Raw genomic sequence first — 17,950 nt, 5'->3', positions numbered from 1 at the left:
TCCCGGTCGGCGCACGTCCGCTGGACTACCCTGCGGAGAACCGATTCGGCGATTCGAGATGGGATGCGCAGTGCTGGGTAGAGGTCGCGGACGAGCGGGGCGAACGACGGTGCGCGATGCGAAGGTTCTGGTCACGGGCGCGGCCAGCGGCATCGGACGGGCCACCGCGCTGGCCGCCGCCGCGGACGGCGCGGAACTGGTGCTCACCGACATCAACGCCGATGGCCTGGACGCCACCGTGGCGGACATCCGCGCCGCGGGCGGGCGGGTCGCCGCGGCACAAGCACTGGACATCACCGACTACGACGCGGTGCGCGCCTTCGCCGACCGGGTGCACGACGAACTCGGCAGCCTGGACGTGGTCATGAACATCGCGGGCACTTCGGTGTGGGGGACTGTGGAGAACCTGGAGCACAAGCACTGGCGGCGCATGGTGGAGGTCAACCTGATGGGGCCGATCCACGTCATCGAGACTTTCGTGCCGCCCATGGTGCGCGCGGGCAAGGGCGGTGCGCTGGTGAACGTGTCGTCGGCGGCGGGCCTGCTCGCGCTGCCCTGGCACGCGGCTTACAGCGCGGGCAAATACGGCATTCGCGGCGTGTCCGAGGTCTTGCGGGTGGATCTGGCGCAACACGGCATCACGGTGCATCTGGTGGCGCCGGGCGCGGTGAACACTCCGCTGGTGCACAGCGTCGAGCTGGTCGGCGTGAACAAAGAGGACCCGAAGATCAAGCGGCTCACCGCGGCGTTCACCGAGCACGCGGTGCCGCCGGAGCGGGTGGCGACGGCGATCCTGCGCGGGATCGAACGCGACCGATTCCTGATCTACAGCTCGTTCGACATCCGCTTCGGTTACTGGTGGAAGCGCAAGTTCGCCCTTCCCTACGAGTTCGCGATGCGGCGTACCAGCGCGCGGTTCAGCAGGCTGCTGGCTTCGACGGGCAGTTGAGCTGCACGTCGAGCACGCGCGCGCCGGGACCTTCGGCGCCGAGCCGGTCGTGCTCGTTGACCAGGCGGCAGGTGCCGAGGGACAGGCAGCCGCAGCCGATGCAGCCGGTGAGGCTGTCGCGCAACCGGATCAGCTGGGTGATCCGGTCGTCGAGGTCGGCGCGCCAAGCGGTGGACAGGGTCTCCCAGTCGCGCCGGGTGGGCGTGCGGCCCTCCGGCAGTTGATCCAGCGCCGCCCTGATCTCGCTCAGCGGTATGCCGACACGCTGGGAGATGCGGATGAACGCCACGCGGCGCAAGGTCTCGCGGGCATATCTGCGCTGATTCCCGCTGGTGCGTCTGCTCGTGATGAGCCCCTCGCGTTCGTAGAAGTGCAACGCGGAGACCGCGACTCCACTACGCTCGGAGAGCTGGCCCGGAGTCAGCTCTTTCGCCCGCCAATCGGCTGCTGTCGACATGCACGCTCCTCCCAATCACCTCAACAATACTTGAGGTTAGGGTGTGCTGGGACCGGATTCGCCAGTCGCGAAGCGATCCATACGAGAAGCCGGGTTTACCGTGCTCTTCCGGCCGCGGCGCACTACGGTTCGATCATGGGAGCAGATGCTGTGTCCGCGCGGGAGGGTGCGCGTTTGGCCGTGACGTCCGAAGTCGGCGCGCTGCGTACGGTGCTGCTGCACCGGCCGGGCAACGAGCTGCGCAGGCTCACTCCGCGCAACAACGACCAGCTGCTGTTCGACGGTATCCCGTGGGTGGAGCGCGCGCAGCAGGAACACGACACGTTCGCCGAGGTCCTGCGCAGCCGCGGCACCGAGGTGCTGTTGCTGTCGGACCTGCTCGCCGAGACCATCCAGGTCAGCGGCGCCGCCCGTATCCAGGGCATCTCGGCCGCGGTCGACGCGCGCAGGCTCGGGCATACGCTGGCCGACGAACTGGCCGCCTTCCTGCGCGGCGTGCCCGCCGGGGAACTGGCCGACATCCTGATGGCGGGGATGACCTTCGACGAATTGCCGTTCGGGCCCGACGCCACATCGCTGGTACGCCGCATGCACCACGGCGGCGACTTCGTCATCGATCCGCTGCCCAATCTGCTGTTCACCAGGGATTCCTCGTTCTGGGTCGGTCCGCGCGTCGCGATCACCTCCCTCGCACTGCCCGCCCGCGGCCGGGAGACCTCGCTGACCGATCTCATCTACGCCTTCCATCCCCGTTTCCTCGGGGTGCGCCGGGCGTACGAATCGCACACCGCCCCGATCGAAGGGGGTGACGTGCTGCTGCTGTCGGAGGGCGTGGTCGCGGTGGGCGTCGGCGAGCGCACCTCGCCCGCGGGCGCGGAAGCCCTGGCGCGCAGCCTGTTCGACGACGACCTCGCCCACACCGTGCTGGTGGTGCCGATCGCGCAGACCCGCGCGACCATGCACCTGGACACGGTGTGCACCATGGTCGACGCGGACGCCGTGGTGATGTATCCGGCGGTGCGCGAATCGCTGTGCGCCTTCACCATCCGCAAGGAGGACGACTACGGCGGACGGCTCGGCAGCGGCCGGGTCGGCATCAGCGGCCCCGATCCGTTCCTGCCCGCGGCCGCCGAGGCGATGGGCATCGGCAAGCTCCGGGTGATCGACACGGGGCTGGACGGCGTCACCGCCGAACGGGAGCAGTGGGACGACGGCAACAACACCCTCGCGCTCGCTCCCGGCGTCGTCGTCGCCTACGAGCGCAACGAGATGACCAACGCCAGGCTGGAGGACGAAGGCATCGAGGTGCTGCGCATCCCCGGCTCCGAACTGGGCTCCGGCCGCGGCGGCCCGCGCTGCCTGTCCTGTCCGCTGTCCCGCGACGAGCTGTGAGCGCGGGCATGTTCACCATCACGGTCTCGCACGACTCGACTGTGCCGCCCTACGAGCAGCTACGCCTCGGCATCATCGCCCAGGTGCGCTCCGGCGAGCTGACCGCAGGAACCAAGATCCCGACCGTCCGCGCCCTCGCCGCCCAACTCGGCCTCGCCCCCAACACGGTGGCGCGCGCCTACCGCGAGCTGGAGGCCGACGGGGTGGTCGAAACCCGGGGCAGGCAAGGCTCCTTCATCGCTTCGTCCGGCGATCCGACCCGCGACGTGGCGGGCCGCGCGGCCACCGCCTACGTCGCGACCGTGCGCAGATTGGGTCTGGACGACGCGACCGCCCTCCGATATGTGCAGGCAGCCTTGGAAAGTTGACGTGCTCTCAGCGCCAGCTGGGCAGCCAGAGATGGTCGTGCCAGTTGCCCGGAGTGATCGGCAGCGCGGTGAGAATCGGCCAGAGCCAGATGAAGTTGGCGATCACCAGGCCCAGGTAGAGGCAGACCGCGAGTAGCCCGAGGCTGCGCCGTTCGTTCGGCGGTGCGGGCAGATAGGTCCCCGCGGGGCTGCGCGGGATGGTGCTCGGACGCGCCGGGCCCAGCACGTCGCCGAGCGTCAGCGCCACGCCCATCGCCAGGAACGGGGCCATCGGGACGGCGTAGAAGTAGTACATCTGCCGGTCGAGGGTGGCGAACCAGGGCAGCAGCGCGGCGCCGTAGCCGACCAGCACCGCGCCGTGGCGCCAGTCGCGACGGACCACGGCGCGCCACAGCATCCAGGCCAGCACCGGGAAGGCTACCCACCAGATGGCGGGCGTCCCGATCAGCATCACGGCCTTCACGCACTGGGTCTGCCCGCAACCGGTGACGCCGCTGTCGGCGTAGTAGTACAGCATCGGGCGCAGGCCCATGGGCCAGGTCCACGGCTTGGATTCCCAAGGGTGATGGTTGCCGGCCGAATTGGTCAGCTCCGTGTGGAATTCCAGCGATCTGGCGTTGAAGTACCAGAGCGAACGCAGCGCGCCGGGCACCACATGCGACCAGAATCCTCCGGTGCCGATCGGGTCCGTCGGCGCGGACGGATTGCCCGGCATGTACCGGTACACGCCGGTCTCGCTCGTGAACCAGGCCCAGTAACTGGCCAGGTAGACGCCGAGGGGGATGAGCACCAGCGCGTACAGCGCGGGGCCGATGTCGCGCAGCGCCACTCCCAGCCACGGACGGCGCACCCCGTATAGCCGCCGCGCCGAGAGGTCGAAGTAGACGCTCATCAGGCCGAAGGCGGCGATGAAGTAGATGCCGGACCATTTGGTTCCGCAGGCCAGCCCGAGCAGCACGCCGGCGCCGAAGCGCCACCAGCGCACCCCGAGGCGCGGTCCCCAGTCCGTCACGCCGATCCGGCCTTCCGCGTCGGCGCGCGCGATCCGGGCGCGCACCTCGTCGCGGTCGACGATCAGGCAGCCGAAGGCGGCGGTGACGAACAGCGCCATGAAGATGTCGAGCATGCCGATGCGCGAGGAGACGAAGGTCAGCCCGTCGGCGATCAGAAGGATGCCCGCGATCGCGCCGATCAGGGTGGAGCGCGTCATCCGCCGGGTGATCCGGATCACCAGCAGTACCAACACCGTTCCGGCGAGCGCGGCGGTGAAGCGCCAACCCCAGCCGTTGTAGCCGAACATCGCCTCGCCGATCGCGATGAACTGCTTGCCGACGGGGGGATGCACCACCAGCCCGTAGCCGGGGTTGTCCTCCACCCAGCCGCCGGTGAGCATCTGCCAGGCCTGCGGGGCGTAGTGCTTCTCGTCGAACACGGGGGTGCCCGCGTCGGTCGGGTAGTTGAGCATGGTGAAGCGCGTCACCGCCGCGATCGCGGTGAGGAATGCCGTCACCAGCCAGCCGCGCGCGCGGTCGGTCGGCCCGAAGTCGGGCGGCGGCCGCAGCGGTCCAGGGCTCGACCAGGAGGGCACGGTTCCGAACCGTGCGGTCGCGCGCTGGTCGGTCACCTGGGTCACGCCCCGATCGTATGCTCCTCCGCCTCTCCGGGTCTTCAGGCCGTACCAGTTGGGGGGTTCGGGGTTTCCGTCATGAAGGCTGCCGAACCTCGTTGCGCCGGTGTCTGCTGGGGCCGGTGGTGGCGGTGGATAGGCTGCGGGTGGGCGGTTGTCGCCGGATACATGATGCGGACAGGAGTGCGGTGGCTGACGAGACGGCGGGCGGGCTGGTGCTCGCGGCGACGCCGATGGGTGATGTCGGTGACGCCTCGCAGCGGCTGCGCGAGGCGCTGGCGACGGCCGATGTCGTCGCCGCCGAGGACACCCGCCGCACCAGATCGCTGGCCAAGGCGCTCGGCGTCGAGATCTCCGGCCGGGTGGTCAGTTTCTACGACCACGTCGAGACCGCCAGGATCCCGATGCTGCTCGACGAGATCGCCGACGGCCGCACGGTGCTGCTGGTGACCGACGCGGGCATGCCGTCGGTGAGCGATCCCGGCTATCGCATGGTGGCGGCGTGCGTCGAGCGGGACCTGCCGGTGACCTGCCTGCCCGGTCCGTCGGCGGTGACCACGGCGCTGGCGCTGTCGGCCTTGCCGGTCGAACGGTTCTGCTTCGACGGATTCCCGCCGCGCAAATCCGGTCAGCGCCGGGAGTGGTTGCGCACCTTGATCACCGAACCGCGCGCCTGTGTCTTCTTCGAGGCGCCGCACCGGCTCGCCGACTGCCTGGCCGACGCGGTCGAGGTGCTCGGCCCGGATCGCCGCGCCGCCGTCTGCCGGGAGCTGACCAAGACCTACGAGGAAGTGATCCGGGGGACCCTGGCCGAACTGGCCGAGTGGGCTGTCGAGGGCGCACGCGGCGAGATCACCGTGGTGCTCGCGGGCGCCCAGCCCCCCGCCACCGACCCCGCGGACCTGGTGGACGCCGTGGAGTCCCGCACCGCGACCGGCGTGCGTCTGAAGGACGCCTGCGCCGAGGTCGCCGCTGCCCACGCCGTCTCCCGTCGCGAACTCTACGATGCGGTTCTGGCCGCGCGCCGCACCTCCTAGCCGCCCGCGGCCGCTTCGCTCCGCGCGGGTGGTCGACCCGGAGCGGGGCGGCGGGCATGATCATCGGTATGACTTCTCTGGAGAGCAAAGCCACGACGTTTCTCGGGTTGCACGTGCCGGGTGATCCGGGCGTCTTCCCGACGGTGTGGGATGCCTGGTCCGCGAAAGTCGCCGTCGCGGCGGGCTTTCCGGCCTTGACAGTGGGCAGTCATCCGCTGGCCGATTCGATCGGCCGCTCGGACGGGGAAGGGATGACGTTCGACGAGTCGCTGACCCGGGTACGGCAGATCACGGCGGCGGTGGATGTCCCGGTGTCGGTGGACATCGAGTCGGGCTACGGGCAGGAGCCGGCACGGCTGGTCGAGGGCCTGCTCGCGGCGGGGGCGATCGGACTGAACATCGAGGACACCGTGCACAGCGAGGGCAGGCGCCTGCGCACCGGCCAGGAACACGCCGACCTCGTGCACGGGCTCCGCAAGGCCGCCGACGCGGCGGGGGTGCACGTGGTGATCAACGCGCGCACCGATCTGTTCCTGCGCCAGGACGGGGACGAGGCCGACCGCGTGGACCGCGCCATCGAGCGGCTGAAGCTGGCCGCCGAGGCGGGCGCCGACGTGCTGTTCCCGGTGGGCCGCCACGCCGAGGCCGACATGCGCCGCCTGACCGGTGAGCTGCCGCTGCCGATCAGCGCCACCGTCCTCCCGGATCAGGCCGACAAGGCCGCCCTCGCCGACCAGGGCGTAGCGCGGATCACCTTCGGCCCGTTCCTGCAGGCCGCGCTGACCAAGGAGATCAATACCCTGCTCGACCGCTGGAAGTGAGACGGGCGGAAAGCGATGACGCGCCCGGTGACAGTCACCGGGCCGCGTTCAGGAGGGAACCGACAGCCCCAGGGCGCTCATGACGAACTGGACGAAAAGCGGCGCCATGTCCGGGACGCGCGCGGGTCCGTCGGAGACGATGATCCGCCGCGTCCGCTCGCCGATCGCGTCCGGGATCAGGGCGATCAGCCCGTCGGACAGTTCGGGGAGCGTCGGGTCCGCCGCGCGAGCCTGGTCGTAGAACACCCGGTACAACTGGGCGAAGCGGTCCACCGCCAGGTCGCGGTAGCCGACGGCGTCCTGGTTCACCTTGAACGACTCCACGAGCACCAGCCGGGCGAAATCCGGCTCGGTGGCGACGGTCTGGCAGAAGGTGACCACGATGGATTCGATCTTCGCGTAGGCGTCGGCGTCCGGCGGCAGCTGGGCCAGTTCGTCGGCGATCCTGGTCGCCATGATGTCGACGCCGGTGTGCACCGCCTCGGCGAAGCACTCCTCTTTGTTCGCGAAATGGTCGTAGAAGGTCGTTCGCGAGACTCTGGCTCTGGCAACGATATCGGTGAGGGTGGTGGCGGGGTAGCCCTTGTTGTCGACGGACTCCACCATCGCCTCGACCAGCCTGCCGCGTTGCGACGTGAGCACGGCTTCGCGTGCCGCCCGATGCCGCTCGGCGAAACCGGACCGGTGAACGGATGCCGTCGCGTGCTGCTGGCCCATGTGTGCCCTCTCTGTGCCGGAACCGATTCCGAACGGAACGTCGTCGTACCGATCGCACACGGTCCGGGGGCGTCGCCAGGCCGCGAACCGGTGTTTCATTATCCGACAACACATTCCACGACGGGAAGCCAGGTGGATCCATCCGTGGGCATGCCGCCGTGGAGCACCGCGAAACCGTTGTGCGCCTTATGGTTACGGCAGGACGGAGGGGGTCAGTCCTTCGGTTCGACGTACTTCGGGAACACCGGTTCCGGCGCGGGCAGCGCCAACCCGGGCTCGATCGGCGTCGCGATATCGGCGAAGGTCCGGCTCTGCTGCCCTAGCTGATCGAGGATGCGGCCCGCCGATCCCGGCATCACCGGCTGCACCAGGATCGCGACGATGCGCAGCACCTCCAGCGTCACGTACAGCACGGTGGCCTCGCGGGCGAGATCCTCCGGGGTGCCCGACTTCGCCAGCGCCCACGGCGCCTGCGCGGAGAAATACCGGTTCGTCTCGCCGAGGGCCAGCCAGATCGCCTCCAGCGCCAAATGCATCTGCTGGGCGTCGAATTCGGTCCGGCAGCGCTCCAGCAGACCGCCCGCCAGATCCAGCAGGGCGCGGTCGTCGTCGGTGAACTCGCCCGGCGTAGGCACCACGCCGCCGCAGTCGCGCGCGACCAGCTTGGTGCTGCGCTGCACCAGGTTGCCGAACTCGTTGGCCAAGTCGCTGTTGATCCGGCTCACGATGGCCTCGTGGCTGTAGCTGCCGTCCTGGCCGTAGGAGATCTCGCGCAGCAGGAAGAAGCGCACCGCGTCCAAGCCGTAGTTCTCGACCAGCTCCAGCGGGTCGACCACGTTGCCGACCGACTTGGACATCTTCTCGCCCTTGTTGTACAGGAACCCGTGCACGAAGACGCGCTTCGGCAGTTCCACTCCGGCCGAGAGCAGGAACGCGGGCCAGTACACCGTGTGGAACCGCGTGATGTCCTTGCCGATGATGTGCACGTCGGCGGGCCAGAACTTGGTGAAGGCCGCGGAGTCGGTGTCGGGGAAGCCGACGCCGGTGATGTAGTTGGTGAGCGCGTCCACCCACACGTACATGACGTGATCGGGATGGTCGGGCACCGGCACGCCCCAGTCGAAGGTGGTGCGCGAGATGGACAGGTCCTTCAGACCCGCCTTGACGTAGCTGACGATCTCGTTGCGCCGGGTGGCGGGCGCGATGAACTCCGGATGCTCCTCGTAGAGGGCCAGCAGCTTGTCCTGGTAGGCCGACAGCCGGAAGAAGTAGTTCGACTCCTCGGTCCAGGTGACCGGCGTCTTGGACTCGGTGGAGATGCGGGTGCCGTCCTCCAGCACCGTGGTCTCCTCGTCGGTGTAGAACGCCTCGTCGCGCACCGAGTACCAGCCGGAGTAATTGCCGAGGTAGATGTCGCCGTTGGCCAGCATCCGCTCCCAGATGGCGACGCTGGCCGCTTGGTGGTCGGCGTCGGTGGTGCGGATGAACCGGTCGAAGGAGATGTCGAGCGTCTTGTCCAGCGCCTCGAACACGTCGGAGTTGCGGGCCGCGAGCTCTTCCACCGGGATGCCCTCGGCGGCCGCGGCCTGCTGCATCTTCTGGCCGTGCTCGTCGGTGCCGGTCATGAAGAACACGTCGTAGCCGTCGAGGCGCTTGAAGCGGGCGATGGCGTCGGCCGAGATGTACTCGTACGCATGCCCGATGTGCGGCGCGCCGTTCGGATAGGCGATGGCCGTGGTGATGTAGAAGGCGGGGCGGTCAGCTGCGCTCATGGTGTGTCTACTGTAATGCGCGTGCATTCTTTCGCTCGCGTGAATATGCCCCTCGTCGATTCGCGGGTCCCGGCGTCCGCGCCGCGGGGTGGCCGCCGATGAGTGCGAAGCGTTCCGCACCCGAGCTGCCCGAGCCGCTGGCACCGATCGTGGACGCGCACACCCACCTGGACGCCTGCGGCGCGACCGACGCGGCGTCCACCGTCGCGATCGTCGACCGCGCCGCTTCGGTCGGCGTGGGCCGGGTGGTCACCGTCGCCGACGACCTGGCCGCCGCCCAGTGGGCGGTGCGGGCCGCGCACTGGGACGATCGCGTGTTCGCCGCCGTCGCGCTGCACCCGACCAGGGCGAACGCGCTCGACGACGACGCGAAGGCTGAGCTGGAGCGCCTGGCCGACGACCCGCGGGTGGTCGCCGTCGGCGAGACGGGCCTGGACTACTACTGGCCGGGCAAGCTGGACGGCTGCGCCGACATCGAGACGCAGATCGAGGGCTTCCGCTGGCACATCGACCTGGCCAAGCGGGTGCGCAAGCCGCTGATGATCCACAACCGCGAGGCCGACCACGACCTGCTCACCGTGCTGCTGGACGAGGGCGCGCCGGACCGCGTGATCTTCCACTGCTTCTCCTCGGACACGAACATGGCGCTGTCGTGCGTGGCCGAGGGCTACATCCTGAGCTTCTCCGGAACGGTGAGTTTCAAGAACGCGCACGAATTGCGCGAGGCGGCCAAGGTGGTGCCGGACGATCAGATCCTGGTCGAGACCGACGCGCCGTATCTGACCCCGCATCCGTTCCGCGGCGCGCCGAACGAGCCGTACTGCCTGCCGTACACCGTGCGGGCGCTGGCCGAGTTGCGCGAGCAGGATCCGCTGGAACTGGCGAAGATCACCACCGCCAACGCGCGTCGCGTCTACCGGATCTGAGCGGGACGCCCGCCGAGGGGCGCGCGCACCCGAGGGGCATCACGGATGCCCGTAATGCATCGGTGTACACGAAATGTGTCCTATGTCACTTTCGGCGTCCCGTTTCGTGATTTACCTGCGGGGTCGATATTTGATCGTGATATTGAAAAGGCGCTGTTCCTGAGCTTGCTGTTGTCGGCGCCGGACCCCCTCGTTATCGTGCTGTGACCATGTCCCCCTTCACGCGGATCAACCAGTCGCGTTCGCCGCTGCTCTACATCGCGGTCGGCGCGCTGCTGCTGACGCTGATCGTCGGCGCCGGTCTCGCGATCGTGAATCGCAAGACGGTGACGGTCGTCGTGGACGGCGAGAAGCTCTTCCAGACCACGATGTCGCGCGACGTGCGCGGTGTGCTGAAGGCTGCGGGCTTCGCCGTGACCGACCGCGACAAGGTGGCTCCCGCCCTGGCCGCGCACATCGCCGACGGCGCGACGATCACGCTCAACCGCGCCAAAGAGGTCGATCTGTCGGTCGACGGAATGACGCAGAAGGTCTGGACCACCGGCGTGACCGCGGGCGAGGCGCTCGAACAGCTGAAGATCCCGAAAGAGGTGTACGTCTCACCCGCCCGTGACGAGCGGCTCCCGCTGCAGGGCGCGTCGCTGACGATCGCGACGCCGCGCGTGGTCTCGCTGGTGGACGGCATGGGCAATCCGGTGGACGTGCGCGCCGCCGCACCCACCGTGGGCAAATTCCTCGAGGTGACCGGAATCCCGCTGATCGAGCAGGACTCCGTCGAGCCGGCCGCGTCCACCCCGCTGACCAACGGGCTGCGCGTCACCGTGACGCGCAAGCGAGTCGAACAGCACACCGAGACGCTGCCGCTGGATCCGCCGGAGAACGTCATCGAGGACCCGACCATGAACATGAGCCGCACGGTGGTGGAGGCCCCCGGCGCTCCCGGCGTCCAGAACGTCACGTTCGCGGTCACCATGGTCAACGGCCAGGAAGTGGGCCGTCAGGCGGTCGGTTCCACGGTCACCGTGGCCGCGCAGCCGAAGACGGTCCGCAAGGGAGCCAAGCCGGGCACCGAGGTGCCCCCGGTGCGCGACGGCGACGTCTGGGACGCGCTGGCCCGCTGCGAGTCCACCGGCAACTGGTCGATCAACACCGGCAACGGCTACTACGGCGGCGTGCAGTTCGACCAGGGCACCTGGGAGCGGCAGGGCGGGCTGCGGTACGCCCCGCGCGCCGACCTGGCCACCAGGGAAGAGCAGATCGCCATCGCGGAGATCACCCGGCAGCGGCAGGGCTGGGGCGCTTGGCCCGCATGCACCGGTCGTCTGGGCATCAGCTGATACGGGGAGACGTCACGGCCGGCCGGATATGCCGGTTGATAGATTCTCGAGGTGTCCGAACCTGATATTTCCGCTCGTGGGAGTGCGGCGCTGCTCGGGCCCGCCGAAGTGCGGGTGCTCGCCGAGCGGTTCGGGGTGCGGCCGACCAAGCAACTCGGGCAGAACTTCGTGCACGACGCGAACACGGTGCGGCGGATCGTCGCGGCCGCCGGGGTGGGGCGCGGAGACGTCGTGCTCGAGGTCGGGCCCGGTCTCGGTTCGCTGACCCTCGCACTCCTGGACGTGGTGGACTCGGTGGTCGCCGTCGAAATCGATCCGGTGCTGGCGCGCCATCTGCCGGTGACCGTCGCGGACCGGGCGCCGGAACTCGCGGCGCGCCTGTCGGTGGTCGAGGCGGACGCCCTGCGTGTCACCGCCGCGGATCTGCCCGCCACGCCGACCGCGCTGGTGGCCAATCTCCCGTACAACGTGGCCGTTCCGGTGCTGTTGCATCTGCTCGCCGAATTGCCCGGTATCGCGGTCGCCCTGGTGATGGTGCAGTCCGAAGTGGCCGATCGCCTGGCCGCCGAGCCCGGCGGCCGCATCTATGGCGTGCCCAGTGTGAAGGCGGGCTTCTTCGGGACGGTCCGGCGCGCCGGGGCGGTGGGCACCCAAGTGTTCTGGCCGGTTCCGCGAGTCGAGTCCGGTCTGGTCCGGATCGACCGCTTCGCCGAGCCGCCGTGGCCGATGGACGACGAGCACCGCCGCCGGGTCTTCGAGGTCGTCGACGCCGCCTTCGCGCAACGCCGCAAAACGCTGCGCGCGGCGCTCGCCAATTGGGCCGGTTCGCCCGCCGAAGCCGAGCGCCGTCTGCTCGCCGCGGGCATCGCTCCCACCGCCCGTGGCGAAACCCTCGACACCGCCGCCTTCGTCCGGCTGGCGGCCCAGGCGTAGCGCAAAGCAGTGGCTCCGCTACCGGCATCGGCGGGTAGCGGAGCCACGCGAACAGGGGCGGGCCGGGTCAGACGGCGACTTCGTAGCCGGCTTCGTCCACGGCGGCGACGATATCGGCGTCCGCGATCTGCGCGGTGCTGTCGACGCGGACGGCGCCGCTGGCGAGGTCGACATCCACGCTGGTCACGCCGTCGATCTTGCCGATCTCGGTCTTGACGGAGCTGACGCAGTGCCCGCAGGTCATCCCGGTGACGGTGTAGGTGGTGGTGGGCATGTCCGACTCCTTCGCATCCATCTCATTCATACGGGCGGGGGGTACCCGACGTATCGAAAGATACCCCCTGCGGGTATTTACCGCAAGGGGTGTCGGCGTGATGGGCGCCGGGGCCGCGAGTCCGCCCTGGACGCGCTCAGCGGCTTTGCGAACCGGGCGGTGCGGCTCACACGCCTTCGGCCAGTTCCAGCCAGCGCTCTTCGGCCGTTTCCTTCTCCGCGAGTACCTGCTTGAGTTCCGCGCCGAGGGTGACCAGCTTGTCCGGGTCGGTGGCGGCGTCGGTCAGCGCGACGTGCAAGCGCTGCTCGCGCTCGGAAAGCTTATCGATGGCGCGTTCCAGCCGGGTCAGCTCTTTGCGGGCCGCGCGGTAGGCCGCGGAATCGGTGGCCGGGGCGTCGGCGGGCTTGGCTTCCGATGCGGCGGTGCGGGTCTGGTTCGCCGCCAGGGCCGCGCGCTTGGTCAGATACTCCTCGATGCCTCCGGGCAGGTTGGTGAGCTTCCCGTCGCCGAACAGCGCCCAGGTCGAGTCGCAGATCCGCTCGATGAGGTAGCGGTCGTGGCTGATCACGACCAGCGTGCCCGCCCAGTTGTCGAGCAGGTCCTCCAGCTGTTGCAGGGTGTCGATGTCCAGGTCGTTGGTCGGCTCGTCGAGCAGCAGCACGTTCGGTTCGGACATGAGGATGCGCGTCAGTTGCAGGCGCCGCCGTTCGCCGCCGGACAGATCGCCGACCGGCGTGCGCTGGCGGGCGGGGGTGAAGCCGAGCCGCTCGGCCAGCTGTCCCGCCGAGATCTCCTTGTCGCCCAGCATGATTCGCTGCGCGACCTGCTGCACCGCCTCCAGCACGCGCAGGTCGGTGGGCAGGTCGTCGAGTTCCTGGCGCAGCCAGCCGATCTGGACGGTCTGGCCTTGGACGCGCTTGCCCGCGGCCAAGGTCGCGTCGGTGTCGCCCGCCAGGGTGCGCAACAGCGTCGTCTTGCCCGAGCCGTTGACGCCGACCAGGCCGACGCGCTCGCCCGGCGCCAGCCGCCAGGTCAGGTCCCGCACCAGTTCCCGGCCGTCCGGCGTGGTGAGCGTGACGTCCTCCAGCTCGACGACGACCCGGCCGAGGCGTTTGCGCGCGAAGGCCGCCAGCGAGACGCTGTCGCGCGGCGGCGGCACGTCGGCGATCAGGGCTTCGGCGGCCTCGACCCGGTAGCGCGGTTTGGAGGTGCGCGCCTGCGGGCCGCGCCGCAGCCAGGCCAGTTCCTTGCGGGCCAGATTGCGCCGCCGGGCCTCGGACGCGTCCGCTTGGCGGGCGCGCTCGGCGCGGGCGAAGATCCAGTCGCCGTAGCCGCCCTCGTAGCTTTCGACCTTGCCGCCGACCACCTCCCAGGTGCTGGTGGCGACGGTGTCGAGGAACCAGCGGTCGTGGGTCACCACGACCAGTGCGCTGCGGCGGCCGAGCAGATGGGCGGCGAGCCACTGCACGCCCTCGACGTCCAGATGGTTGGTCGGCTCGTCGAGCACGAGCAGGTCGAGTTCGCGCACCAGCGCGGCGGCGAGCGCGACCCGGCGGCGCTCGCCGCCGGAGAGGTTGTCCACCGAGGTGTCCATGCCGAGATCCGCGATGCCGATGCCCTCCATCACCGAGCGGATGCGTGGGTCGGCGGCCCACTCGTGTTCGGCGACCTCGTCGGTCATCGCGTCGTCGGCCAACCCGGCCAGCACCACCGAACCGACCGTCGCGCCCGCGGGCAGCGTGCCGCGCTGGGTCACCACCGCCATGCGCAGGCCGCCGAGCCTGCTGACCCGGCCGCTGTCGGGTTCCTCGATGCCGGTGAGCACCTCGAGCAGGGTGGTCTTGCCGCCGCCGTTGAGGCCGACGACTCCGATCCGTTCGCCGGCGTGCACGCCGAGCGAGACGTTGTCCAGCAGCGGCTTGATCCCGAAGCTCTTGTGGACCTGTTCGAGATTGATCAGGTTGGACATGGATCCTTCCGTGTCTTGCGGGGGCGGTCCGATCAGCGCCCCGAGCCAGCGTACCGACCTGGGCGGACCGCCTGTCGTCCCGGCGAACGGCGGAGAGCTTGCGGGACGAACGCTGTTCGTTTAGATTGATCGCGAACGAACACTGTTCGTTCGATGAAACCGAATCGGCGCTCCCCAGAAATACAGCCGCAGAGTGGGACGCCCGCCTCGAGCAGAGGCGTCGGCGGGCGGCTCCGTTCCCATTCCGCATGTTCTCTGGAGGATTCCCATGCATGTCGGCCTCGGCCTGCCCATTTCCGACCCCGCCGCGCTGCTCGACTGGGCCCGGCGCGCCGACGCGGGCCCGTTCCGCACGCTCGGCCTGCTCGACCGGCTGGTCTACGACAACCCCGAACCGCTGATCGCGCTGGCCATGATCGCAGGCGCGACCAGCCGCGTCGAAGTTCAGACCGAAGTGCTGCTCGCGCCGCTGCGTGACCCGGTGCTGCTCGCCAAACAGGCCGCCACGCTGGACCGGATGTCCGGCGGACGGCTGGTGCTCGGCCTCGGCGTCGGCGGTCGCGCGGACGATCACCTGGCCTCGGGCACCGACCTGCGCACCCGGGGCCGCCGCCTCGACGAGCACGTCGCGCTCATGCGCCGCCTGTGGGCCGGTGAGCCGTACGGCGAGGACTGCGGGCCGATCGGCCCCGCGCCGCTGCGCCCGGAAGGGCCCGAGATCCTGTTCGGCGGTTTCCAGCCCGCCGCGCTCGAGCGCGTCGGCCGATGGGGCGGTGGATTTCTCGCCGCCGCCCCGCCGTCCTGGGCGGGCGGCCTGTTCGACACCGTGCGCCGTTCCTGGACCGACCACGGCCGAGCGGGCGAGCCGCGGATCGTCGCCCAGGTCAACGTCGCTCTCGGTCCGGACGACGTGCTCGCGGACGCCCGCGCGTCGATGGGCGCCTACTACGAGTTCAGCGGCCGCGCCGAGGACATGCTCGCGGGCATGCTCACCACGCCCGCGCAGATCCGCACGGCACTCGCCCAATTCGGCGATCTCGGCGCGGACGAGGTGATGTTCTACTGCTACGGGCGCGACGCCGAGCAGGTCGATCGGCTCGCCGACCTGCTGCCCTGAGCAAGGCTGCGCATCGCGAGGCGCTCGGTGATGCCGAGCGTTCCCGCTGGATCGGCTGACCGGCCTGCGCTGTGCACCGGTCGCGATGCCGAGTATTCCCGCGCGTTCGGCAAGAGGCCACGGAAGATACTGTGCTCGCCGCAGTGTCATCGCATCATCGCAGTGGACACCCATCGGAGCTCATGCTGTTTCGGCCGGGCTGCCCGGATCGCCGCGGCGCGGCCGACAAGGCGCGGAACCGATGCGTCGGGCCACGTGGTACCTGGACGAACGCGCTCGCGACTGCGGTGTAGTCGCCAGCGCCGTGGTCCGGCGCGCTTCGACCGGGCGCCGCCCTCGGCGCGCCCATCGGCGACTTCCGGCGTCGGGCGCCGCGTCTGGCCGCAGCCTCCTGCGGTCAGTGCTTACCGGGTGCGTCGCCGCTGAGAACGCGTGCACCCGGTACGGGTCCGCTGGCCGTCCGCACGCTGCGGCAGACGCCCGCGCCCGCGAGTTCGGCGGCCACCGAGATCGCCGATTCCTCGCTCTCGCAGAGGAACGCGCAGGTGGGGCCGGAGCCGGAGACCAGTCCGGCCAGCGCGCCCGCGGCGACGCCCGCGCGCAACGTGCGGCGCAGTTCCGGCTTCAGCGAGACCGCCGCCGCCTGGAGGTCGTTGCCGAGCAGGGGTGCGAGCTGTCGCGGGTCGCCGGAGGCCAGCGCCTGCATCAGCTGCTGCGGCTCGCCGAGCCGCGGCGGTTCGCCGTGCTCGCGCAACCGGTCGAGTTCGGCGAACACCGCCGGAGTGGACAAGCCGCCTTTGGCGAAGGCGAGCACCCAGTGAAAGGTATTGCGGGACAGCACCGGTAGCAGGCGCTCACCGCGGCCGGTGCCCAGCGCGGTGCCGCCGTGCAGAGCGAACGGCACGTCGCTGCCGAGTTCGGCCGCCACCGCGCTCAGTTCCTCCCTGGACAGTCCCAGATCCCACAGTTCGTTCAGCCCGACCAGCGCGGCGGCGGCGTCGGCGCTGCCGCCCGCCATGCCCCCGGCCACCGGAATGCCTTTGGCGATGGCGATCTCCACCAGGGGAGCGCGGCCGCCGAGGTGGGCCAGCCGGACCGCGGCTTTCCAGACCAGATTCGTCCGGTCGGTCGGCACCTCCGCGGCGCCCTCTCCGGTGACCCGGACGGCCAGCGAGCTCGACGGCGCGATCTCCAGATCGTCACTCAGGGACAGTGCTTGGAACACCGTGGTCAGGTCGTGGTAGCCGTCGGCCCGCAGGTCGCCCACTCCGAGATGGAGGTTCACCTTCGACGGCGCCCGCACGGTGACGGGACTCGGCACAACTGACAGCACGATGCTAAAGCCTAATCGGTGCGGTCGGGCGGAGTCCGTCCTCAGCCTGCGCATGGCCGGAGCGAAGGCGGAGGTACGCCTAATCGGTGCAGTCGGACGGAGTCCGTCGTCAGCCCGCGCATGGCCGGAGCGAAGGCGGAGGTACGCCTTATAGCAGCGCGCCACCGGTGGCATCGATCCATTGCCCGGTCACCCAGCGGGCGTCGTCGGAGGCGAGGAACCCGACGACGTCGGCGACGTCGGCGGCCTGCCCCACGCGCCGGAGCGGGGACATCGTCGCCACCGATGCCTGTGCTTCGGCGTTGCGCAGCCAATTCGCGTTCATGTCGGTGTCGATGATGCCGGGCGCCACCGCGTTCACGGTGATGCCGCGCGCGCCGACCTCCTTGGCCAGCACGCTGGTGAAACTGTCGATCGCGGCCTTGGTCATGGTGTAGGCGATCAGTTGCGGCATGTATTCGCCGTGGGTCAGGCCGGTGGAGATGTTGACTATCCGCCCGCCCGTGCGCAATCGGTCCAGCCCGAGGCGGGTGATGAAGAACGGGGCCTTGGCGTTGATCGCGAAGACCCGGTCGAACGCCGCCTCGTCGGTCCCGGCGATCGGTTCCCTGATGCCGTCGGTGCCCGCGTTGTTCACCAGGATGTCCAGCCCGTCGGCGTGCGCGTCGAAGGCCGCCCACAGCGCCTCCGCGTCACCCGGCACGCCCAGTTCGGCGCGGATCGCGAACGCCGCGCCGCCCGCGGCCTCGATCGCGGCCACGGTCGCCTTCGCGGCCTGCTCGTCGCGGTTGTAGTGGACCGCGACGCGTGCGCCGTCGCGCGCCAGCCGCTCGGCGATCGCCCGTCCGATGCCCCGGCTGCTCCCGGTGACCAGTGCCGTCTTGCCCGTCAGTGCGCCCATCACGCTGCCTTTCTCTAGCG

At 69.9% G+C, this 17,950-nt stretch carries 18 protein-coding genes; 10 read left to right on the top strand and 8 right to left on the bottom strand.

Annotated elements, in window-relative coordinates:
* The first annotated feature begins 58 nt into the window (after positions 1–58).
* Entirely contained in the window at positions 59–949 is an 891-nt protein-coding gene (locus ON21_RS23960; protein WP_083880840.1) for an SDR family oxidoreductase, read from the top strand.
* Here ON21_RS23960 and soxR read toward each other — a convergent pair.
* Positions 918–1,406 (bottom strand): redox-sensitive transcriptional activator SoxR, encoded by a 489-nt coding sequence (soxR, locus tag ON21_RS23955; protein ID WP_039800994.1) that lies wholly within the window; start codon positions 1,404–1,406, stop codon positions 918–920. The two genes, ON21_RS23960 and soxR, sit on opposite strands and share 32 nt — an antisense overlap.
* Positions 1,407–1,541: 135 nt before the next feature.
* Between soxR and arcA the strand changes: the two genes are divergently transcribed.
* Both arcA and ON21_RS23945 read left to right on the top strand, forming a co-directional pair.
* Entirely contained in the window at positions 1,542–2,798 is a 1,257-nt protein-coding gene (gene arcA / locus ON21_RS23950; protein ID WP_086006479.1) for an arginine deiminase, read from the top strand.
* An 8-nt stretch (positions 2,799–2,806) separates the two neighbouring features.
* Positions 2,807–3,166 carry a GntR family transcriptional regulator gene (locus ON21_RS23945; protein ID WP_039801085.1) on the top strand — a complete coding sequence of 120 codons (360 nt, stop codon included), beginning with the start codon at positions 2,807–2,809 and terminating at the stop codon, positions 3,164–3,166.
* Between the two features lie 7 nt (positions 3,167–3,173).
* On the opposite strand, the gene ON21_RS23940 is transcribed toward ON21_RS23945, so the two are convergent.
* On the bottom strand, positions 3,174–4,799 hold the full coding sequence (locus tag ON21_RS23940; protein WP_039800989.1) for a dolichyl-phosphate-mannose--protein mannosyltransferase: 1,626 nt from the start codon (positions 4,797–4,799) through the stop codon (positions 3,174–3,176).
* A 182-nt stretch (positions 4,800–4,981) separates the two neighbouring features.
* Here ON21_RS23940 and rsmI point away from each other — a divergent pair, with 182 nt between their 5' ends.
* The gene (gene rsmI / locus ON21_RS23935; protein ID WP_083880839.1) at positions 4,982–5,830 is read left to right on the top strand and encodes a 16S rRNA (cytidine(1402)-2'-O)-methyltransferase; all 849 of its coding nucleotides are present in this window, start codon (positions 4,982–4,984) and stop codon (positions 5,828–5,830) included.
* Positions 5,831–5,898: 68 nt separating this feature from the next.
* Positions 5,899–6,651 (top strand): isocitrate lyase/PEP mutase family protein, encoded by a 753-nt coding sequence (locus ON21_RS23930; protein ID WP_039801081.1) that lies wholly within the window; start codon positions 5,899–5,901, stop codon positions 6,649–6,651.
* Between the two features lie 48 nt (positions 6,652–6,699).
* Here ON21_RS23930 and ON21_RS23925 read toward each other — a convergent pair whose 3' ends face one another.
* Both ON21_RS23925 and metG read right to left on the bottom strand, forming a co-directional pair.
* Positions 6,700–7,368 carry a TetR/AcrR family transcriptional regulator gene (locus tag ON21_RS23925; protein WP_039801080.1) on the bottom strand — a complete coding sequence of 223 codons (669 nt, stop codon included), beginning with the start codon at positions 7,366–7,368 and terminating at the stop codon, positions 6,700–6,702.
* A 212-nt stretch (positions 7,369–7,580) separates the two neighbouring features.
* Complete coding sequence (gene metG, locus ON21_RS23920; protein WP_281032689.1) at positions 7,581–9,167, bottom strand: methionine--tRNA ligase; 1,587 nt, start codon at positions 9,165–9,167, stop codon at positions 7,581–7,583.
* A gap of 71 nt (positions 9,168–9,238) precedes the next feature.
* Between metG and ON21_RS23915 the strand changes: the two genes are divergently transcribed.
* The 4 genes from ON21_RS23915 to rsmA all read left to right on the top strand — a co-directional run bounded on the left by ON21_RS23915 (position 9,239) and on the right by rsmA (position 12,336).
* The gene (locus ON21_RS23915) at positions 9,239–10,066 is read left to right on the top strand and encodes a TatD family hydrolase (protein ID WP_039800985.1); all 828 of its coding nucleotides are present in this window, start codon (positions 9,239–9,241) and stop codon (positions 10,064–10,066) included.
* Between the two features lie 75 nt (positions 10,067–10,141).
* Positions 10,142–10,273, top strand: a complete 132-nt coding sequence (locus ON21_RS40635) for a hypothetical protein (RefSeq protein ID WP_281032688.1) — start codon at positions 10,142–10,144, stop codon at positions 10,271–10,273.
* 2 nt (positions 10,274–10,275) lie between these two features.
* Positions 10,276–11,403: a resuscitation-promoting factor gene (locus ON21_RS40630; protein WP_039800984.1), complete on the top strand. Its 1,128-nt coding sequence runs from the start codon at positions 10,276–10,278 to the stop codon at positions 11,401–11,403.
* Positions 11,404–11,454: 51 nt separating this feature from the next.
* Entirely contained in the window at positions 11,455–12,336 is an 882-nt protein-coding gene (gene rsmA, locus ON21_RS23905) for a 16S rRNA (adenine(1518)-N(6)/adenine(1519)-N(6))-dimethyltransferase RsmA (protein WP_039800982.1), read from the top strand.
* Positions 12,337–12,403: 67 nt separating this feature from the next.
* Here the strand turns inward: rsmA and ON21_RS23900 are convergent, their stop codons facing one another.
* Together ON21_RS23900 and ON21_RS23895 are read right to left on the bottom strand one after the other, a co-directional pair.
* Entirely contained in the window at positions 12,404–12,610 is a 207-nt protein-coding gene (locus ON21_RS23900; protein ID WP_039801079.1) for a heavy-metal-associated domain-containing protein, read from the bottom strand.
* 166 nt (positions 12,611–12,776) lie between these two features.
* Positions 12,777–14,579 carry an ABC-F family ATP-binding cassette domain-containing protein gene (locus ON21_RS23895; RefSeq protein WP_039800980.1) on the bottom strand — a complete coding sequence of 601 codons (1,803 nt, stop codon included), beginning with the start codon at positions 14,577–14,579 and terminating at the stop codon, positions 12,777–12,779.
* 268 nt (positions 14,580–14,847) lie between these two features.
* On the opposite strand from ON21_RS23895, the gene ON21_RS23890 reads away from it, so the two are divergent.
* Positions 14,848–15,696 carry an LLM class flavin-dependent oxidoreductase gene (locus ON21_RS23890; protein ID WP_039800978.1) on the top strand — a complete coding sequence of 283 codons (849 nt, stop codon included), beginning with the start codon at positions 14,848–14,850 and terminating at the stop codon, positions 15,694–15,696.
* Positions 15,697–16,093: 397 nt separating this feature from the next.
* On the opposite strand, the gene ON21_RS23885 is transcribed toward ON21_RS23890, so the two are convergent.
* Entirely contained in the window at positions 16,094–17,029 is a 936-nt protein-coding gene (locus tag ON21_RS23885) for a 4-(cytidine 5'-diphospho)-2-C-methyl-D-erythritol kinase (protein ID WP_039800976.1), read from the bottom strand.
* A 148-nt stretch (positions 17,030–17,177) separates the two neighbouring features.
* Complete coding sequence (locus ON21_RS23880) at positions 17,178–17,930, bottom strand: SDR family oxidoreductase (protein ID WP_039800974.1); 753 nt, start codon at positions 17,928–17,930, stop codon at positions 17,178–17,180.
* Between the last annotated feature and the right edge of the window lie 20 nt (positions 17,931–17,950).

Source organism: Nocardia araoensis NBRC 100135 (genome assembly GCF_000308435.1).
GTDB lineage: Bacteria > Actinomycetota > Actinomycetes > Mycobacteriales > Mycobacteriaceae > Nocardia > Nocardia araoensis.
This window is presented reverse-complemented; position numbering and strand designations above follow the sequence as displayed.

What these genes read in the sequence shown, in the direction of transcription:
- ON21_RS23960 (WP_083880840.1), top strand. Translation starts at nt 59, where the DNA reads ATGGGATGCGCAGTGCTGGGTAGAGGTCGCGGACGAGCGGGGCGAACG.
- soxR (WP_039800994.1), bottom strand. Translation starts at nt 1,406, where the DNA reads ATGTCGACAGCAGCCGATTGGCGGGCGAAAGAGCTGACTCCGGGCCAG.
- arcA (WP_086006479.1), top strand. Translation starts at nt 1,542, where the DNA reads ATGGGAGCAGATGCTGTGTCCGCGCGGGAGGGTGCGCGTTTGGCCGTG.
- ON21_RS23945 (WP_039801085.1), top strand. Translation starts at nt 2,807, where the DNA reads ATGTTCACCATCACGGTCTCGCACGACTCGACTGTGCCGCCCTACGAG.
- ON21_RS23930 (WP_039801081.1), top strand. Translation starts at nt 5,899, where the DNA reads ATGACTTCTCTGGAGAGCAAAGCCACGACGTTTCTCGGGTTGCACGTG.
- ON21_RS23925 (WP_039801080.1), bottom strand. Translation starts at nt 7,368, where the DNA reads ATGGGCCAGCAGCACGCGACGGCATCCGTTCACCGGTCCGGTTTCGCC.
- metG (WP_281032689.1), bottom strand. Translation starts at nt 9,167, where the DNA reads ATGCACGCGCATTACAGTAGACACACCATGAGCGCAGCTGACCGCCCC.
- ON21_RS23915 (WP_039800985.1), top strand. Translation starts at nt 9,239, where the DNA reads ATGAGTGCGAAGCGTTCCGCACCCGAGCTGCCCGAGCCGCTGGCACCG.
- ON21_RS40630 (WP_039800984.1), top strand. Translation starts at nt 10,276, where the DNA reads ATGTCCCCCTTCACGCGGATCAACCAGTCGCGTTCGCCGCTGCTCTAC.
- ON21_RS23900 (WP_039801079.1), bottom strand. Translation starts at nt 12,610, where the DNA reads ATGCCCACCACCACCTACACCGTCACCGGGATGACCTGCGGGCACTGC.
- ON21_RS23895 (WP_039800980.1), bottom strand. Translation starts at nt 14,579, where the DNA reads ATGTCCAACCTGATCAATCTCGAACAGGTCCACAAGAGCTTCGGGATC.
- ON21_RS23890 (WP_039800978.1), top strand. Translation starts at nt 14,848, where the DNA reads ATGCATGTCGGCCTCGGCCTGCCCATTTCCGACCCCGCCGCGCTGCTC.
- ON21_RS23880 (WP_039800974.1), bottom strand. Translation starts at nt 17,930, where the DNA reads ATGGGCGCACTGACGGGCAAGACGGCACTGGTCACCGGGAGCAGCCGG.